The 13611-nt window shown below is 59.6% G+C and carries 18 protein-coding genes; 13 read left to right on the top strand and 5 right to left on the bottom strand.

All coding sequences use genetic code 11. From position 1 onward, the window contains the following. The first annotated feature begins 155 nt into the window (after window positions 1-155). Genes SIB92_RS11000 through SIB92_RS10985 form a run of 4 tightly spaced genes read left to right on the top strand, consistent with a single transcriptional unit; the run spans window position 156 to window position 2789 of the window. Entirely contained in the window at window positions 156-656 is a 501-nt protein-coding gene (locus SIB92_RS11000) for a YbjN domain-containing protein (protein WP_412552110.1), read from the top strand. Window positions 657-689: 33 nt separating this feature from the next. After that, window positions 690-1505: a pyrroline-5-carboxylate reductase gene (gene proC / locus SIB92_RS10995; protein ID WP_412552109.1), complete on the top strand. Its 816-nt coding sequence runs from the start codon at window positions 690-692 to the stop codon at window positions 1503-1505. Next, entirely contained in the window at window positions 1498-1839 is a 342-nt protein-coding gene (locus SIB92_RS10990; RefSeq protein WP_412552108.1) for a tRNA-binding protein, read from the top strand. Before proC ends, SIB92_RS10990 begins: the two co-directional genes overlap by 8 nt. Next, window positions 1836-2789: a 2-hydroxyacid dehydrogenase gene (locus SIB92_RS10985; protein ID WP_412552107.1), complete on the top strand. Its 954-nt coding sequence runs from the start codon at window positions 1836-1838 to the stop codon at window positions 2787-2789. Before SIB92_RS10990 ends, SIB92_RS10985 begins: the two co-directional genes overlap by 4 nt. 7 nt (window positions 2790-2796) lie before the next feature. On the opposite strand, the gene SIB92_RS10980 is transcribed toward SIB92_RS10985, so the two are convergent. After that, window positions 2797-3387, bottom strand: coding sequence for a thymidine kinase (locus SIB92_RS10980; RefSeq protein ID WP_412555827.1), 591 nt, complete (start codon window positions 3385-3387; stop codon window positions 2797-2799). Between the two features lie 92 nt (window positions 3388-3479). On the opposite strand from SIB92_RS10980, the gene SIB92_RS10975 reads away from it, so the two are divergent. The 3 genes from SIB92_RS10975 to SIB92_RS10965 all read left to right on the top strand — a co-directional run bounded on the left by SIB92_RS10975 (window position 3480) and on the right by SIB92_RS10965 (window position 5145). Then, window positions 3480-3632 carry a hypothetical protein gene (locus SIB92_RS10975; protein WP_412552106.1) on the top strand — a complete coding sequence of 51 codons (153 nt, stop codon included), beginning with the start codon at window positions 3480-3482 and terminating at the stop codon, window positions 3630-3632. 175 nt (window positions 3633-3807) lie between these two features. Further along, window positions 3808-4266 carry a hypothetical protein gene (locus tag SIB92_RS10970; protein WP_294113065.1) on the top strand — a complete coding sequence of 153 codons (459 nt, stop codon included), beginning with the start codon at window positions 3808-3810 and terminating at the stop codon, window positions 4264-4266. Between the two features lie 3 nt (window positions 4267-4269). Continuing rightward, window positions 4270-5145, top strand: a complete 876-nt coding sequence (locus SIB92_RS10965; protein ID WP_412552105.1) for a helix-turn-helix transcriptional regulator — start codon at window positions 4270-4272, stop codon at window positions 5143-5145. A 366-nt stretch (window positions 5146-5511) separates the two neighbouring features. On the opposite strand, the gene SIB92_RS10960 is transcribed toward SIB92_RS10965, so the two are convergent. Beyond that, window positions 5512-6633, bottom strand: coding sequence for a beta-ketoacyl-ACP synthase III (locus tag SIB92_RS10960; RefSeq protein WP_412552104.1), 1122 nt, complete (start codon window positions 6631-6633; stop codon window positions 5512-5514). 186 nt (window positions 6634-6819) lie between these two features. Next, window positions 6820-7365, bottom strand: a complete 546-nt coding sequence (locus SIB92_RS10955) for a TetR/AcrR family transcriptional regulator (RefSeq protein ID WP_412552103.1) — start codon at window positions 7363-7365, stop codon at window positions 6820-6822. Window positions 7366-7526: 161 nt separating this feature from the next. On the opposite strand from SIB92_RS10955, the gene SIB92_RS10950 reads away from it, so the two are divergent. Beyond that, window positions 7527-7940 (top strand): hypothetical protein, encoded by a 414-nt coding sequence (locus tag SIB92_RS10950; protein WP_412552102.1) that lies wholly within the window; start codon window positions 7527-7529, stop codon window positions 7938-7940. Here SIB92_RS10950 and truA read toward each other — a convergent pair. Beyond that, complete coding sequence (truA, locus tag SIB92_RS10945) at window positions 7937-8701, bottom strand: tRNA pseudouridine(38-40) synthase TruA (protein WP_412552101.1); 765 nt, start codon at window positions 8699-8701, stop codon at window positions 7937-7939. The genes SIB92_RS10950 and truA overlap by 4 nt on opposite strands. A gap of 109 nt (window positions 8702-8810) precedes the next feature. Between truA and SIB92_RS10940 the strand changes: the two genes are divergently transcribed. From SIB92_RS10940 to SIB92_RS10925, 4 genes are read left to right on the top strand one after another with little or no spacing between them, the layout of a single operon-like run. After that, window positions 8811-10223 carry a YcjX family protein gene (locus SIB92_RS10940; RefSeq protein WP_412552100.1) on the top strand — a complete coding sequence of 471 codons (1413 nt, stop codon included), beginning with the start codon at window positions 8811-8813 and terminating at the stop codon, window positions 10221-10223. Beyond that, window positions 10220-10675: an N-acetyltransferase family protein gene (locus SIB92_RS10935; RefSeq protein ID WP_412552099.1), complete on the top strand. Its 456-nt coding sequence runs from the start codon at window positions 10220-10222 to the stop codon at window positions 10673-10675. Before SIB92_RS10940 ends, SIB92_RS10935 begins: the two co-directional genes overlap by 4 nt. Next, window positions 10672-11676: a YcjF family protein gene (locus tag SIB92_RS10930; protein WP_412552098.1), complete on the top strand. Its 1005-nt coding sequence runs from the start codon at window positions 10672-10674 to the stop codon at window positions 11674-11676. Before SIB92_RS10935 ends, SIB92_RS10930 begins: the two co-directional genes overlap by 4 nt. Before the next feature lie 60 nt (window positions 11677-11736). After that, on the top strand, window positions 11737-12453 hold the full coding sequence (locus tag SIB92_RS10925) for a VIT1/CCC1 transporter family protein (protein WP_412552097.1): 717 nt from the start codon (window positions 11737-11739) through the stop codon (window positions 12451-12453). On the opposite strand, the gene SIB92_RS10920 is transcribed toward SIB92_RS10925, so the two are convergent. Beyond that, window positions 12440-12847 (bottom strand): group III truncated hemoglobin, encoded by a 408-nt coding sequence (locus SIB92_RS10920; RefSeq protein ID WP_412552096.1) that lies wholly within the window; start codon window positions 12845-12847, stop codon window positions 12440-12442. The two genes, SIB92_RS10925 and SIB92_RS10920, sit on opposite strands and share 14 nt — an antisense overlap. A 186-nt stretch (window positions 12848-13033) precedes the next feature. Between SIB92_RS10920 and SIB92_RS10915 the strand changes: the two genes are divergently transcribed. Continuing rightward, complete coding sequence (locus SIB92_RS10915) at window positions 13034-13348, top strand: hypothetical protein (RefSeq protein ID WP_412552095.1); 315 nt, start codon at window positions 13034-13036, stop codon at window positions 13346-13348. Window positions 13349-13611: the final 263 nt, after the last annotated feature.

The raw sequence follows: 13611 nt of genomic DNA, 5'->3' as shown, positions 1-13611 counted from the left end.
TATTGCGTTATCCACAGATATTTTGCTTTACACACTCAACCTGACGCAGCACCATATCTTGTAAGGGCGGTGAAGTTATCCACAGGTCCTAGAGCAGGCACCAAGCGTTAGGGAGCTGCCACTCCCTCGGCGCGATACAAAAACGAGGTGGCGCTATGGCATTATCAGAGCAGTTTCTCGAAGAAGACTTGCATCCGATCGACATCGTCGAGCACATCGCCGAAGTGCGACACTGGAATTTTGAGCGCATCGCAGACGATCAGATCGCGATGGAGGTGGAAGGCCAGTGGAAGACCTACTCTATCACGCTGGCCTGGTCCGCCTATGACGAAACGCTCAAACTGGTGTGTTCCTATGAAGCGGAGCCGCCAGAGGACAAGTTGCCTGCGCTGTATGAGACGCTCAACGCGGTGAATGACGAGTGCTGGGCCGGGGCGTTTACCTACTGGCATAAGCAGCAGCTGATGATTTTCCGCTATGGTCTGGTGCTGAGCGGCGGGCAGATGGCCAGCCCGGATCAGATCGACACATTGATCCGAGGCGCGTTGCAGAATGCGGAACGGTTTTATCCGGCGTTCCAGCTTGTGGTCTGGGGCAACAGAAGTGTGAAAGATGCAATGCAAGTTGCCATTGCAGAGGCCTACGGCCGGGCGTAACACTTGCCCCCAAAAGGATCAGAGGGGGCAATCATGAACATCGACGACGTGGCCAAACGGGGCCTGGTGCTGCTGGGATGTGGCAAGATGGGGTCGGCCATGCTGCAAGGCTGGCTGGCGGACGGATTGCCCGCAAGCAGCGTTTGGGTGCAGGACCCGTTTCCAAGCGATTGGGTGCAGGGCAGCGGCGTGCATGTGAACGCGGATCTACCTGCCGCGCCGGCGATTGTGATTATTGCGGTCAAACCTCAAATGATGGCGGACGCGCTGCCAGTGCTGGCGGCGATGGGTAATGGCGACACGTTGTTTGTCTCGGTTGCGGCGGGTGTGTCGATCGCCACCTATGAGCAAATTTTGGGCGATCAGACACCCATTGTGCGCGCTATGCCCAACACCCCCGCAGCGGTGGGCAAGGGCATCACCGCGATTGTCGGCAATGGCCCGGCGGGCGACGCTGGACTGGACGCTTCCGAAGGCCTGTTGAAGGCCGTTGGGCAGGTGGTGCGGCTTGAAAACGAAGGCCAGATGGATGCGGTCACCGGTCTGAGTGGGTCGGGGCCAGCTTATGTGTTTCATATGATCGAATGTATGGCTGCGGCAGGCGAGGCGCAGGGGCTGTCGCCGGAGTTGTCCATGGCGCTGGCCAAAGCCACGGTTGCGGGCGCAGGCGCGCTGGCCGAAACGGCAGAGGAAACACCGGATCAGTTGCGGGTGAACGTGACTAGCCCCAATGGCACCACACAAGCCGGTTTGGAGGTCTTGATGGACACATCCGATGGCTTGCCGCCGTTGATGATCAAAACCGTCGGCGCCGCCGCAGAGCGCAGCCGGGAGCTGGGCAATGGCTGATCAAATTGATTTTGACGAGTTTCTGAAGGTCGACGTGCGTGTGGGCACCGTGGTGCAGGCGGAGCCTTACCCAGAGGCGCGCAAACCTGCGATCAAGCTTTGGATTGATTTTGGCGAGGAGCTGGGCACACGCAAGACGTCTGCGCAGATCACCGCGCATTACAACCCAGAGACGTTGCTGGGCAAACAGGTGCTGGCCGTGGTGAACTTCCCTCCGCGTCAGATCGGAAAATTCATGTCCGAGGTGCTGGTGCTGGGCCTGCCGGATGACGCCGGTGACATCACATTGATAGGCCCGGATGGGCCGGTCCCAAATGGAGGACGCCTACATTGAAAAGTCTTTTGATCACCCGCCCTTTGCCCGATGCGGTTCTTGAAAAGGCCCGCGGGACCTTTCAGACCACGGTGCGGCTCAACAATATGCCGATGCAAAGTGACGAGTTGCGTGACGCGCTGCGTAACTTTGACATGGTGCTGCCATCGCTGGGGGATGCATTTGATGCGCAGGTGTTTGCGGATGTCGGAACGCCGCGCTGCAAGCTGTTGGCGAACTTCGGCGTGGGGTACAATCACATCGATGTGGAGGCGGCGGCCAAAGCCAATGTGCTGGTGAGCAACACGCCTGGCGCAGTGACGGACGCGACGGCGGATGTGGCGATGACACTGATCCTGATGAGCGCGCGCCGTGCGGGCGAAGGCGAACGGCTGGTGCGCAGCGGTCAGTGGAAAGGCTGGCACCCCACACAGATGTTAGGGCTGCATGTAACCGGCAAAACCGTGGGCATCGCGGGCATGGGCCGCATTGGTCAGGCGATTGCGCAACGCTGCCACTATGGCTTTGACATGGCGGTGAAATATTGGAACCGCTCGGAGAAAGACCTGCCTTACGAAGCAGAGCGCATCGAGGATCTCGCGGCTCTAGCGGCGCAGGTGGATATTCTGGTGGCAGCGGTGCCGGGCGGCGTGGAAACGCAGCATCTGTTCAACGCCGAGGTCTTTGGCGCGATGCAGAGCCATGCGCATTTCATAAACATCTCCCGTGGGGAAGTGGTGAAAGAAAGCGCCTTGGTGGCAGCGTTGCAAAACAACGAAATTGGTGGCGCTGGGCTGGATGTGTATGAATTTGAGCCGCGCGTGCCAGATGCATTGCGCAAGCTCGACAATGTCACGCTGTTGCCGCACCTCGGCACGGCCGCGTTGGAAATCCGCACGCAGATGGGCCTGATGGCGGTGGACAATCTGCTGGCCTATGAGCAGGGCGAGACCCCACCCAATCTGGTGTAATCAGGCGCTAGTCTTCGGCGGAGTCGCCCATGGCGGCGCGCCAATGGCGGCGGCAGAGGGACACGTAGCTCTCATTGCCGCCGATCTGCACCTGAGCCCCTTCCTGCAACACATTGCCATGCTCATCTTGACGCACCACCATGGTGGCTTTCTTGCCGCAATGGCAAATGGTGCGGACCTCGCGCATTTCGTCTGCCAGCGCCAGAAGCGCGGCGGAGCCGGGGAAGAGTTTGCCCTGAAAATCCACGCGTAGCCCGTAGCACATCACCGGCACTTTCAGGTCATCCACTGCGCGGGCCAGCTGCCAGACTTGGTCTTCGCTCAGGAACTGCGCCTCATCAATGAAGACACAGGCCAAGGGACCCGCCGCCAGACGTTTCTTGAGCACCTCGAATAGGTTGGTGGCAACATCAAAGGTATCAGCCTTGTCGGAGATACCGATGCGAGAGGCGATGCGGCCTTCTCCGGCGCGGTGATCGAGTTGCGCGGTCAGCAAGTAGGTTTGCATGCCGCGTTCGCGGTAGTTGTGAGACGCCTGCAAAAGCACGGTGGATTTGCCGGCGTTCATCGTGGAGTAGTTGAAGTAGAGCTTGGCCATGGCGGCGTGATAGGCCGCATTGGCGGCAAGGATCAAGAACGCGTTGCGCAGATTGATACGGAAAATTTGAGGCGTCGTATTGGTGCCGCGTCGTGCGCGTCCTAAATGTGAAACGCGACCCGTCGCATCGTGGCATTGCCATGGGGATGATGAGGCCGGGTCGCGTGGCCGGAATGGCCAACGGCATGTGGGTGACAGACCACGCACCGTTTTCCTTTGGTCCGGCCCACCCGCCGGAAAACTAATACTTTCGGATCAATATCCGATTCACTCACAGTCGGATGTAATGCATCCGGTCTTTCTCAAATGCCAAATTCGGGTTAAGCGATATATGGGAAAAGACTGACCGCTTTCCCCTTAAGGGCGTCAGACCGCGTTTTTAGGGGGAGGTCTAAAGAGTACACGGTTTGGGGAAGACATATGAGCGTGGTGGATAGCTACTTAAAGAAACACTCCGAGGCCTTGGTAAAAGACGTTGGAATCGAGGCGGCCTGTGAGCTGACCGGGAAATCCAAAGCCACGCTGGGCCGGTATTATTCCAGCCACGACGAACATGCGGATCGGTTTATGCCAATTGATGCTGTGGCGGCGCTGGAAGAAGCGGCGTCTTATCCGCATGTGACGGCCGCTCTGGCGGAGTTGAAAGGCAACTCGCTGAGCCATGACAAGCGGCGGCGCAATTCTGACGACAAAGGTGGGGTCAACTCTGATGTGATCGCACTGAGCCAGCGGTTTGCGATGCTGATGGCGGAATATAACCAATCCATCGAGGACGGCATCATCACGGTGACCGAAGCCAAGCGGCTGTTGCGGGAGACCGTGGCGCTGCAGCAGGTGCTGGTGGATATGAAACTGCACCTCGAAGAGGAATCCGTTTAAGCGATGCGCGACCCCGCCGGGCGCCGACCGCTTTTGCAAGCGGAGCGTCACATTCCGGACTTGCTACAAGGGTTTCTGGTGGATCTGGAAACCACGCAGAGCTCGGCGGAGGTCTGGACGCTGATTGTCGAGGTGGGGCGGACGTTGAACCTGCCCTTCATCGATTTCATCAGCGCGAGCAATTTTGAGGACTGGAAGAAGACGCTGTTCATTCGCACGTCTTATGACAGCACCTGGCTCAACACCTTCAACAAAGACCCGGACGTGGCTAAGTGGAGTTACTTCCGGATGCACGCGCTGCATCATCTGACGCCAATTGCGGTGGGAGTGGAGTTTCTCGACGAGTACCACCACATGCCGCAAGCCCGTCATGAGGTGTTGGAAGAAGCCGCACGGCGCGGGATGCGGGCAGGGTTCTCCATCCCGTTACGGTCGCACGCCCCACCCCAGGCGGCGTTGATCACCTTTTGCGGCGATCACAGCAAGCGCGAGATGAAGCACATCATCCAGACCCATGGCTGGGTTTTGCAGGCGGTGGCGATGATGGGGCACCAGACTTATCTGTCTCATTTTGCAGCGGAATTTACCGAGCGGAACAAGATTTCCGACAAGCAGCGGGAGCTGTTGGAGATGATTGGCGGTGGCTTGCAGGATAAGGTGATTGCCGAGCGATTAGGGGTGTCCGTGTCTGCGGTGCGCCAGCGTATGAACAACATCCTGAGCAAGACCGGCCTCTCCAATCGGGCGGATCTGGCGGCGCTGGCGATGAGTGCCGGGCTGGTCGAAGACCCGCTGCACCGGATGAGTGACGATGATGGCAGCATCCTTGTGGAGATGGGCGTACCCACCACCACAAAGGCGCGCTATTGGCATCGTTAGGCGGTCTCCGCAACGAAATAGGGTGGCCCAAATCCTCGGACCACCCTTCGTCATAAAAAGACCTATAGGGAAAAATGTGCACGGGTGTGCATGTAAACCTCCGCACGGGACAGCGCAGAGTGGAAGGGGATCAGCAGACTATCACCTCACGAACCCATTGTCTCAGAATGCCTGGGGAAGCATCACGACGAGACAACGGCTCCCTCCAAGGACCATGCTAGCGCAAATTGATCTTACTGTCTCTTGTTCACAACTTGGCAACCAATGTTACCGCACCTGCCAATTGTGATAGGTTTTGACATCCAGACTGTTGAAAATAGCAGTCTGCGCACCATGGTATACCGAGAAATGCGAATCGTTCGCGTGTTAATGGCGCTTCACAAGCACCGATCCAACGGAATAGCCCGCACCAAAGGAGCAGATCACGCCGTGGTCGCCGGGCTGTAAGTCAGCCGAATATTTCGAGAAAGCGATGATTGAGCCCGCTGAGGACGTGTTGGCGTAGTCTTGCAGGATGTTGGGTTGCTCATCACCTTCCGGCGTGCGGCCCAGGACCTTTTTGCCGATAAAGTCGTTCATCGATTTGTTGGCCTGATGCAGCCAGAGGCGGCGCAGGTCGTCCGGTGCCATACCTTCGGCCTCGATATGCGCCAGCATATGGGCGGACACCATTGGCACCACTTCTTTGAAGACCTTGCGGCCGTTTTGCATGAACTGCATGTCGCGGCGGTCCACCACACCATCCGGTCGGGAGCGGCGCAGGAAGCCGTTGTTGTTGCGGATGTTGTTGGAGAACTGCGTGGCGCAGCGGGTTGAGATGATCTCGAAATAGGCGCCTTTGGCGTCCTCGGAACGTTCAATCACGGTGGCGGTGCAAACGTCGCCAAAGATGAAGTGGCAGTCGCGGTCGCGCCATTCCAGGTGACCGGAGCAGATTTCCGGGTTCACCACAATCGCTTTGCGCACAGAACCGGAGCGGATCATGTCGGCGGCGGCTTGCAGGCCAAAGGTAGCGGAAGAACAGGCAACATTCATGTCAAAGGCAAAGCCGCCAGCACCCAATTCCTTTTGAATTTCAATCGCCACCGCCGGATAAGCGCGCTCCATGTTGGAGGCGGCGCAGATCACCAGATCAATCTCGGACGCGTCCACGCCGGCCTGCGCCAGCGCTTTGCCACAGGCATCCAGCGCCATTTCGGTCATCACGCCCGGTTCATCGTCGCTGCGTTGGCGCAGAAGCGGGTGCATCACGTCAGGATTCAAAACACCTTCTTTGTCCAGCACATGGCGTTGTTCGATGCCGGAGGCCTTGAAAATAAACTCACTGGAGGAATGTTGCAGCGGCTCCATCTCGCCCGCGGCAATGGCCTCGGCGTTCTGGGCGTTCATCTTATCAGCATAGGCGTTAAAGGCCTCCACAAGCTCGTCATTGGTGATGATCTGCTCTGGGGTGAAAACACCGGTGCCGGTGATGGCAGGCTGAAACATACTGGGCCTCACTAAGTTCTGGTGGGGCGCAGCTAGGCGTTATTTGCACCAAAAGGTCAAGGGTTTCCCCTGGGGCAGGTCCAGTGTCGGCCTTGTTTTGCTGATCTGCGGTGTGCGGAGGGGGCCAGCCCCTGCGCTTGCGATGGCAAGCGCTCCCCCGGGATATTTTGGGAATGAGAAAGCGGGTTAAGGCAACGCTTTGCAGACCTGATCCGCGAGACAGGCTTTCAGGGTGGCGGGCGCTGTGGCTGCGCGGGTTTCGATGTGGTCGCGCACAACCGCAAAAGCGCCGCCGATGCAAAAGGTCACGGTTGTGGCCGGTGCGGTAATGCCCATCGCGGTGAGTTCGCGAGCCAGCAAACCTTCGAGGGCTTTGGTGAAGCGGGAAAACAGCACCACGTCAGATTGGCTGCGCGACACCCGCATGAAGAATCCGGGGTTCTCCAGGATGTGGTCCACCATCCAATCAGTGGTGACAAAAGTACCGGACGCGGTGGTGTTGGTGTCCGCCAGAGGCAGCAGGTCAGCCAGAACCGTGGAGAAGCCAAAGTCGAGCAGGTCGAGCTTGGTGTCAAAATGCGCATAGAATGACGAGCGGGCCACGTCGCCGCGTTCGCAAATCATTTTGATGGTGATGTCGTCCCAGCTGTGTGTTTGCAGCAGGCTCTGGAGTGCGGCCCACAGGGCGTTCTGGGTGCGGGCGATGCGGCGATCTGGCGATTTTTCGGACACGGTTGGCTCTTGGTGTTGGATAACGGTCAGCCTGGACGTGGCGTGTCGTTCTTTTGAGATTTGCGGCGGGCTAGTGGCGGGTGTGAGTTCAATACAGAAGCCTGCAGTTGCTGGCCACCGGAAGGTGATGCCTGGGCAGGCGAATGACGGGATAAAGAGACATGACACCCAGCCGATATGTGACCCTGCAAAAAGCCGTCTGCGGCTATGATATCTTGGCGCTGTTGCCGTTTGCGCTGCCGTTTGTGAATGTGCAGCATTTGGCGACCATGGGGCAGGTTAATGCGCTGCTGGGCGGGGATGTCTGGCCGATATTTGACCCGATCCAGTTGATGATGGTGCAGCTGTTGGGCGTGATTGGCACCGGGTGGACGGTGTGGCGCTGGCGCAATGTCTCACGTGAGATTGGGGTGTTCGAAGGCGGCTTGCGCCTGTGGGTGGCGGCCACGCTGCTGTGGGCGTTTGCCCAAACCGGACAGCCGCTGCTGCTGGTGTTTGCCGGGATCGACGTGGTTTTTGGTGCTGCGCTTTTGATGGGGTTGCGTCTACAAGAGGCCAGCCCGGCAACCGCTTAAAACGGCGCGTCCGGGTAGGTGACACCCGCCAAATACAGCCCCTGTGGCGGGCAGACCGGGCCGCAGGCGGCGCGGTCTTTTGCTTCCAGAGCGGCGGTCACGTCGTCTGGTGTCCATGCACCGGCGCCGACGCGTTCCAAGGTGCCGACAAAGCTACGCACCTGATTGTGCAGGAAAGAGCGGGCGCGAACGTGGAAATGGATTTCCGGGCCGCCAATGGTGTCGACATGTTCGATGCGGAGTTCGTCGAGTGTTTTCTGCGGGCTGGCGGCCTGACAAATTGAGCTGCGGAAGGTGGTGAAGTCGTGGTTGCCGATCAGGCGGTCCGCCCCTGCCTGCATCGCTTCCGGGTCCAACTCGTGTTTGACCTGCCAAACTAGGCCAGCCTGATGTGTGGCTGGGGCGCGTCGCATGAGGATACGGAAGAGATAACGCCGTTCGGTGGCCGAGAACCGCGCGTGCCAGTCATCGGCCACTTTGGCGCAGTTGATGATCGCCACAGGGGCCGGTTTAAGCTGGAAGTTCAGCGCTTCTGATAGGCGGAAGGGATCCCAGTCTTTTTCCATGTCGCAATGGGCCACTTGTGCCAGCCCATGCACGCCCGCATCGGTGCGGCCCGCGGCGGCGATGGTGTGCTCTCGCGGTTCAAGTTTCGCCAAAGCCTCTTCAATCGCGCCTTGCACAGAAGGCTGGTCCGCCTGCCTTTGCCATCCGGCAAAAGGGGCTCCGTGGTATTCAACTTGCAAGGCGTATCTGGGCATGGCGCGTGCGATAGCCGATTGGGCGGGGAAATTGAAGCCTTTCTGCCCACTGGAAATGGCTGGGGGGCACGCTTAGGTTGGGGGCGAACCATGTAAAGGGGCCAAAAGCTTGGTCATTTCCACACTTGCGGACGGCGTCGCCCGTCAAATTGAAGCAGCCTCTGATGCTGTCACGGGCGTGTTTGAGCCGGTGGTGCGGCTGGGCGTGACCGGTTTGGCGCGGTCGGGCAAGACGGTGTTTATCACCTCGCTGGTGGCGAATTTGCTTGATCGCGGGCGGATGCCCCAGCTGGTGGCCAATGCCGAAGGCCGCATTGAAGCGGCGTTTTTGCAGCCGCAGCCGGATGATTTGGTGCCGCGGTTTGATTTTGAAACGCATTTGGCGGCGATGACTGGGCAGAGCCCGCAGTGGCCGGAGAGCACGCGGGCGATCAGCGAGTTGCGGGTGTCGTTGCGGGTGCGGCCCAATGGGCTGTTGTCCGGCTTTCAGGGCGCGCGGACCGTTCATCTGGATATCGTGGATTATCCGGGGGAGTGGCTGCTGGATCTTGGCCTGATGGACAAGAGCTTTGCGCATTGGAGTGCGGAGGTTTTGGAGCGTCTCCAAGGGCGTGATGAGGCGGCGGAATACCTCGGGCTGGTGTCGGCAATGGATGGCGGCGCTGATTTGGACGAGCCAAAAGCGCAGGCTTTGGCGGCGGCTTTCACTGAATATCTGCACGCGGCGCGCGGTGTCGGCTACTCGGATTGCACACCGGGGCGGTTCTTGCTGCCCGGAGATTTGGCTGGCTCGCCGGTTTTGACATTTGCGCCGATGGCGGCGGTGGAGAAACCGGGGCGGCGCTCGATGTGGCGGACCTTTGAGAAGCGGTTTGAGGCTTATAAGGCGCAGGTGGTGAAGCCGTTTTTTCGAGACCATTTCGCGCGCATTGATCGGCAAGTTGTGTTGGTCGATGTGCTGGGCGCGATCCATGCAGGGCCACGCGCGGTGGAAGACATGCGCGGCGGTCTGGCGGATACGCTGGCGGCGTTTCGACCTGGACGGAATGCGTTTTTGAAGCGGTTGTTGATGGGCAAACGGGTGGAGAAAATCCTGTTTGCCGCGACCAAGGCGGACCATTTGCATCACAGCCAACACCCGCAGTTGACCAATATCATGCAAGCGCTGACCCGTGAAGCGGCGGATCGGGCGCAGTTTGCCGGAGCCAGCACGGAGGCGCTTTCCTTGGCGTCGTTGCGGGCCACGGTGGAAGAAGCGGTGACACATGAAGGGCGTAAGCTCGACTGTGTGCGCGGGCGTTTGTTGGAAGATGGGCGGCAGGCGGCGTTTTATCCCGGTGCATTGCCGCAGGATGCCAGCGCGTTGCTCAACCCGGCCAAAGACGGTGCGGAAAAATGGCTTGAGCAGGACTATCAGGTGATGAAATTTGCGCCCGCCGCCAACACGTTGCGGCCCGGCGACGGCCCGCCGCATATCCGGATGGATCGCGCGGCGCAGTTTTTGATTGGGGATATGCTGTGAGCGGTGTGGTGCGCAAAGCTGAACAGGGGGATGCCAAAGCCATGGCGGCAATCCTGCAAGGCTGGCTAGAGGACACACCTTGGATGCCCGTATTGCATACCTTGGCCGACACAGAAGCGTTTTGTAAGCACCTCACTAAGACATCGGACTGTTGGGTGGCTGATGGTGCGGGGCGCGTGTCGGGTTTTGTGGCGCGGGACAAGGATTGGGTCACGGCACTGTATTTGGCACCAGACGCGCGGGGGCGTGGGGTCGGGGCGACGTTGTTGGCGCAGGCCAAGGCGGACTGCGATGCACTCCAGCTTTGGTGTTTTCAAAGCAATGAAGGGGCCCGCCGGTTTTATGAGCGTCACGGTTTTGTGGCGAAAGAGTTCACCGATGGGGCTGGCAATGATGAGAAATTGCCGGACGTCCGGTTTGTGTGGCGCAGGGTGCAGGAGATCAACCAATGACCAACGGGCCGGTTTTGATCGAGCTTGAGGACCAAGCAGCACCGGAGGTGGCCAATGCCGCGCCGGTGCCGGAGGTGCACGCGCCAGCGCCCAGCGGGCAGGCGATGCAGGTGGCGGCGCAATTGGCTGCGCGTAAGCCAAGTCGGCTGACGCGGTGGTTCTGGGCGTTGGTGGGGATGTTCCTGAGCGCGGCAGTGTCCATGGCCGCTTGGGACTTCGCCACGGGGCTGGTGGCGCGCAATCCCTATCTGGGCTGGGCGGTCACGGGGATTGGCGGCGCGGTGCTGTTGCTGGCGGTGTTGATCATCTTGAAAGAGCTGGCCGGTCTGGCACGGCTAAAGCGGGTGGACGGCCTGAAAGCCCGCGCGGATGCGGCGGCGCAGAGCCACGAGATGGGGCAGGCCCGCGACATTGTGGATGAGCTGTTGCGGTTCTATCGCGGGCGAGAGGATTTGGCCTGGGGCCGGGACAGTCTCGCAAAACAGCGCAATGAGGTGCTGGATGCAGATGCTTTGATGACCTTGGCGGAGAGTGAATTGATGCTGCCGCTGGACAAGGCGGCACAGTTGGAAGTGGAGGCGGCGGCGCGGCAGGTGGCGGCGGTGACGGCGCTGGTGCCATTGGCCTTGGCGGATGTGGTGGCGGCGCTGACCTCCAATGTGCGCATGATCCGGCGGATCGCGGAGATTTACGGCGGCAGGTCCGGAACGCTGGGAAGTTGGCGCCTGTTCCGGGCGGTGATGACGCATCTGGTGGCGACCGGCGCGGTGGCGGCGGGCGATGACCTGATCGGGACCATTGCTGGAGGTGGGGCGCTGGCGAAGCTGAGCCGGCGCTTTGGCGAGGGCATCGTGAACGGGGCTTTGACGGCGCGTGTGGGCGTGGCCGCCATGGAAGTGTGCCGACCCTTGCCGTTTGGCGACGGGCGTCGGCCCTCGGTGGCGGGCTTGGTAAAACGTGCTCTGACCGGGCTGTTCACGAAGGGCACCGGCGAAACTTAGTGTCTTGGCCATTTGATAAGGCGCAAAGACGGCAGCCTTTGCGCTTGTTAGCCTGTCGGTATGAGCCAAACCCACGGGCATAGCCAACAAGAGATTGAAGACCGGATTGCCAACCCGCCGGGGCGGGGACTTTTGCGGGATGTGGTCTATGGTGGGATTGATGGGTCGGTTACGACCTTTGCCATTGTCGCCGGTGTGGCCGGGGCGGGGCTGTCCCCCTTTGTGATTGTCGCGCTGGGCATTGCCAATGTGCTTGCGGACGGGTTTTCCATGGCGGCAGGCAATTTCTTGGGTACCAAGGCGGAGCTGGATGATGCCAAGCGTTTGCGGGCGGTTGAGAAGCGGCATCTGGTGGAGCATCCGCGTGGAGAGCGGCGGGAGGTTCGGGAAATCTTGCGTCTGAAAGGGCTGGACGGAGAGGTTCTGGAGGCGGCGACGGATGCGATTGTGGCCAATGAGGAGGCCGCGATTCAGCTGATGCTGGAAGGGGAGTACGGCCTTGCGGGCGTTGATCCGCATCCGCATCGTGCGGCGGTTGCGACGTTTCTGGCGTTTTTGGTTGCGGGGTTGATCCCCCTGCTGCCGTTTCTGTTTGGCGTGCCAGAGGCGTTTCGGGTGTCTGCCGTTCTGACCTGCGCCACCTTCTTTGGCATTGGTGCAATGAAGGCAAAGTGGTCGCTTGACCCGTGGTGGCGGTCTGGGTTGGAGACCCTGGCGATTGGTGGTGTGGCGGCGGCAATCGCTTACGGCGTGGGCAGCTTGTTTAACGCAGGATAGGCACGCCGCCCGGGCCTTTCATCTTTTCGACCACACCGGCGCGCAGGCTGCGGCCAATGCGATGGGCCAGGGCCGACCAGGCCGCGGCCTGATCCTCGCGCAACTCTTCACGTAGGGTCAGGTCAAACAACGCCAACCAGGTTTCAAACATGCCGGGGCGCACATTGCCCGCGTCGCGATGCACCTTGAGGGGATTCGCATCGTAGGAGCGTTCATGCAGAATTGCATTGGCCCAGAAGTCGACAATCTTGGCCTCATGTTTGGGCCAATCATCGACGTGCACGGCAAACACAGGCCCCAATCCGGGGTGCTGGCGGATGAGTTCGTAGAATGCACCTACAACGCGAGTGATGTCATCGCGGGTCACATCAAATTTGGGGGGCAAGGTGGCCATGTGCCGAACTCCTTTTTTTCTTAGGTAAAATTCGGGTGGACGACTTGCAACTGCAAGACAGTCGCAGGTGAGCGTTTTTGTCGGTTTCTATGGAAGTAAAATGCTCGGATTTGAAGGCTGAGTAATTCAGTCAAGTAGCTGAAAATAAACAAAAAAATACTTGAAAAGGAAATGCCGTCATCTTAGATGTCGGACATCACAGAGATACGGGAACGCGAGGTTCCCGGAAGCCGTAAGATCAGCGACGCAGCCAGCCAGACGCCAGCCACGCAGCCAGATCCTTTAGCCAAAATGGAGAGAGCCATGACTGACAAAGCTTGCAACGTATGCGCGTTTTTTGACAACGACGCCGTCAAAAAAACTGCTGCGAATGAAACCGGCGGGTTGTGCCGTTTTAGCGCGCCGACCTTCCTCACCGAAGAGGAAAAAGTCGGTGCCGCGCAGTGGCCGGTTGTGAAGAGCACCGACTGGTGTGGCAGTTTTGAAGGCCAAGCCGCGTAATTGGTTTGAGCGCGCCAGGTCCAGCCACGCAGCCAGCAGAATTGCCAGCACCGTCGCCAGGTCCAGCCAGCCATATTAAGACATCAAGAGGGTGCGCGGTGCGTGCCCTCTTTTGCGTTGCGGGCATAGGCGACTATGGCTTTACCCTGCGCGTGCTGCGGCCTATAAGGCGGCTATGACGCAGATATTCGCAATTATTATTCGAATTATCAGCCCGGCGCTCTAACTGTTCGAGCCGCCGGGACAAGGCGTATGGAAGACCG

The sequence above is a fragment of the Shimia sp. MIT1388 genome, from assembly GCF_047124445.1.
Classification (GTDB): Bacteria; Pseudomonadota; Alphaproteobacteria; order Rhodobacterales; family Rhodobacteraceae; genus Shimia.
This window is presented reverse-complemented; position numbering and strand designations above follow the sequence as displayed.

Coding starts and splice junctions, on each gene's coding strand:
- SIB92_RS11000 (WP_412552110.1), top strand. CDS start 156: ATGGCATTATCAGAGCAGTTTCTCGAAGAAGACTTGCATCCGATCGAC.
- proC (WP_412552109.1), top strand. CDS start 690: ATGAACATCGACGACGTGGCCAAACGGGGCCTGGTGCTGCTGGGATGT.
- SIB92_RS10990 (WP_412552108.1), top strand. CDS start 1,498: ATGGCTGATCAAATTGATTTTGACGAGTTTCTGAAGGTCGACGTGCGT.
- SIB92_RS10980 (WP_412555827.1), bottom strand. CDS start 3,387: ATGGCCAAGCTCTACTTCAACTACTCCACGATGAACGCCGGCAAATCC.
- SIB92_RS10970 (WP_294113065.1), top strand. CDS start 3,808: ATGAGCGTGGTGGATAGCTACTTAAAGAAACACTCCGAGGCCTTGGTA.
- SIB92_RS10965 (WP_412552105.1), top strand. CDS start 4,270: ATGCGCGACCCCGCCGGGCGCCGACCGCTTTTGCAAGCGGAGCGTCAC.
- SIB92_RS10960 (WP_412552104.1), bottom strand. CDS start 6,633: ATGTTTCAGCCTGCCATCACCGGCACCGGTGTTTTCACCCCAGAGCAG.
- SIB92_RS10950 (WP_412552102.1), top strand. CDS start 7,527: ATGACACCCAGCCGATATGTGACCCTGCAAAAAGCCGTCTGCGGCTAT.
- truA (WP_412552101.1), bottom strand. CDS start 8,701: ATGCCCAGATACGCCTTGCAAGTTGAATACCACGGAGCCCCTTTTGCC.
- SIB92_RS10930 (WP_412552098.1), top strand. CDS start 10,672: ATGACCAACGGGCCGGTTTTGATCGAGCTTGAGGACCAAGCAGCACCG.
- SIB92_RS10925 (WP_412552097.1), top strand. CDS start 11,737: ATGAGCCAAACCCACGGGCATAGCCAACAAGAGATTGAAGACCGGATT.
- SIB92_RS10920 (WP_412552096.1), bottom strand. CDS start 12,847: ATGGCCACCTTGCCCCCCAAATTTGATGTGACCCGCGATGACATCACT.
- SIB92_RS10915 (WP_412552095.1), top strand. CDS start 13,034: ATGTCGGACATCACAGAGATACGGGAACGCGAGGTTCCCGGAAGCCGT.